We start from the raw sequence: 2,257 nt of genomic DNA on the forward strand, positions 1-2,257 counted from the left end.
TAAAAAATTGAATACTGTTGGTATAACCTCTAATGCTAAAACAGCATCGACTGTAATCACAACGTCTTCTTTTGTGTTATTAACAAGGTTTTTGTGTAGTGTTCCGTTTTCAAATAATGGTAAACTTTTACTATGTAAAATAGCAGGATGCGTTTTTGGGTAATGATAAAATGTACTTTCTGTTTTAGACAAATACTCTAAAACTAATTTCCCTGCTAAAGTTCCAGAGGATGTTGTAAGCGATTTTTCTGTTCCTATTTGTTTGGCGAACAAACGTTCTGCTTTATCAAAAATTGATAGTTTTATATTGGAATTTCTGGAACTTCCATAAAACGACCCCCATTTTGTAATGCTTTTTATTAGCGTATTCTGAAAATCAGCATTTGTAGGAAGTCCTAAATATGCTGTGCCACCAAAGTATAAATATTCTTTTTCTTGTATAATTACAGTTCTATCTGGAAAGTTTTCAACAATCATTAATTAGTTAAATTAAAGAAACCCCCGTTCCGTTTAAATGGCTATATTCAACAACCCCATTTTTAATAATTACACCTTTGGCAATGTCTTCAGATAACAACAAGGCACCATCCATATCTACATAATCTAACAGTGGTAATACATGTGCTATCGCAGAAATACCAACCGAAGATTCCGTCATACAACCCACCATAGTTTTCATACCAAGTGATTTTGCTTTGGTAAGCATTCGTCTTGCCGAAGTTAATCCGCCACATTTTACGAGTTTTACATTAACACCATGAAAATGATTATGGCATGTATCGATATCGGCTTCAATTTGACAGCTTTCGTCAGCGACAATGGGCAACACAGATTTATCGAAAACTGCTTTATGTGCATCCCAATCATCAGCTTTTAAAGGTTGCTCTAAAAACTCTACGCCCAAGGTTTTTAAAGCGATGGCGTTTTTTATTGTTTCATCAACTGTCCATCCGCAGTTAGCATCAATTCTAAAAACGGCATCGGTGTGTTGTCGCAAAGCTTCAACTATAGCAATATCTTCTTTTGTACCTAATTTTATTTTATAAATAGGCCACGGCAACTCTTTCATTTTAGCTACCATTTTATCAATTGTATCTATGCCAATGGTATAATCTGTTAAAGGATTATTGTTCGTTTTGTAATTCCAAAGTTCAAAAAGTTTTTGCCCTCTTTTGCGCGCATACAAATCGTTATAAGCCAAATCTAAAGCACATAAAGCAAACATATTATGCTTTAAATACGGATATATATCGTTCCAAAATGTTTCAGGTGTTTTTTCGCTATCTGCTTCTATTAAATGCTTAATGTTTAATAAATCATTCGTCATTTTTTGAACTGTAATGCCATAATATGGGTTTGAAGTTGCCTCACCATATCCGGAAAAATTACCATCTTTAAGTTCAACAATTAATGTAGGTTGTGTGTTGTACGACTCTCTAGAAATTGTAAACGTGTGCTTTAATTTAAGCTCGAATGGTCTTAAAATTAGGTTCATAAATACATTTTATTATATATTGGAAAGTTAATAAAATTATATCTTTGAAGGTACTTTAAAATTAAATTTATGCCATTAGTTACACCATTATCTGCAGACCACGATTTAGAAACTAAAGAACTTGCAGAATTCTTTAATGAAACCTTAGGATTTTGTCCAAATTCTGTACTAACTATGCAACGCAGGCCAGCAATTAGCAAAGCCTTTATTAATTTGAATAAAGCAGTTATGGCCAATGAAGGCAGAGTAACTTCGGCGTTAAAGCGCATGATTGCTTGGGTTTCTAGCAACTCAACAGGTTGTAGATATTGTCAAGCGCACGCCATACGCGCTGCCGAACGTTACGGAGCAGAACAAGAACAATTGGATAATATTTGGGAATACCGAACACATCCTGCATTTAGTGAAGCGGAACGTGCCGCTTTAGATTTTTCTTTACTGGCGAGTCAAGTGCCAAATGGTGTTGATGAAACTATAAAGAAACGTTTATACGAATATTGGGATGAAGGCGAAATTGTTGAAATGTTAGGTGTTATTTCACTCTTTGGATATTTGAATAGATGGAATGATAGCATGGGAACGTCTATTGAAGGTGGTGCTGTTGAAAGCGGTAATCAATATTTAGGAAAACATGGTTGGGAGAAAGGAAAGCATATTTAATTCCTGCGAAGGCAGGAATCTTTTGATATTTATCTGCCTTTTTTAGCCACTAATACACGAATTATTTTTTTGAAACCTTTCCAGAAATGGGGAGGTTTTTTT

2 protein-coding genes and 1 pseudogene are annotated in these 2,257 nt (G+C 34.5%); 1 reads left to right on the plus strand and 2 read right to left on the minus strand.

The features are described 5' to 3' along the window. Both AADI82_RS14950 and AADI82_RS14955 read right to left on the minus strand, forming a co-directional pair. A pseudogene (locus AADI82_RS14950) lies at positions 1-477 on the minus strand (pyridoxal phosphate-dependent aminotransferase family protein); the annotation flags it as partial. A gap of 7 nt (positions 478-484) precedes the next feature. Then, complete coding sequence (locus AADI82_RS14955; RefSeq protein ID WP_341217209.1) at positions 485-1,495, minus strand: dipeptide epimerase; 1,011 nt, start codon at positions 1,493-1,495, stop codon at positions 485-487. Between the two features lie 69 nt (positions 1,496-1,564). Between AADI82_RS14955 and AADI82_RS14960 the strand changes: the two genes are divergently transcribed. Next, on the plus strand, positions 1,565-2,155 hold the full coding sequence (locus tag AADI82_RS14960; RefSeq protein WP_341217210.1) for a carboxymuconolactone decarboxylase family protein: 591 nt from the start codon (positions 1,565-1,567) through the stop codon (positions 2,153-2,155). Positions 2,156-2,257 lie beyond the last annotated feature (102 nt).

This window comes from uncultured Wocania sp. (assembly GCF_964021735.1).
Lineage (GTDB): Bacteria > Bacteroidota > Bacteroidia > Flavobacteriales > Flavobacteriaceae > Wocania_A.

What these genes read in the sequence shown, in the direction of transcription:
- AADI82_RS14960 (WP_341217210.1), top strand. Translation starts at nt 1,565, where the DNA reads ATGCCATTAGTTACACCATTATCTGCAGACCACGATTTAGAAACTAAA.
- AADI82_RS14955 (WP_341217209.1), bottom strand. Translation starts at nt 1,495, where the DNA reads ATGAACCTAATTTTAAGACCATTCGAGCTTAAATTAAAGCACACGTTT.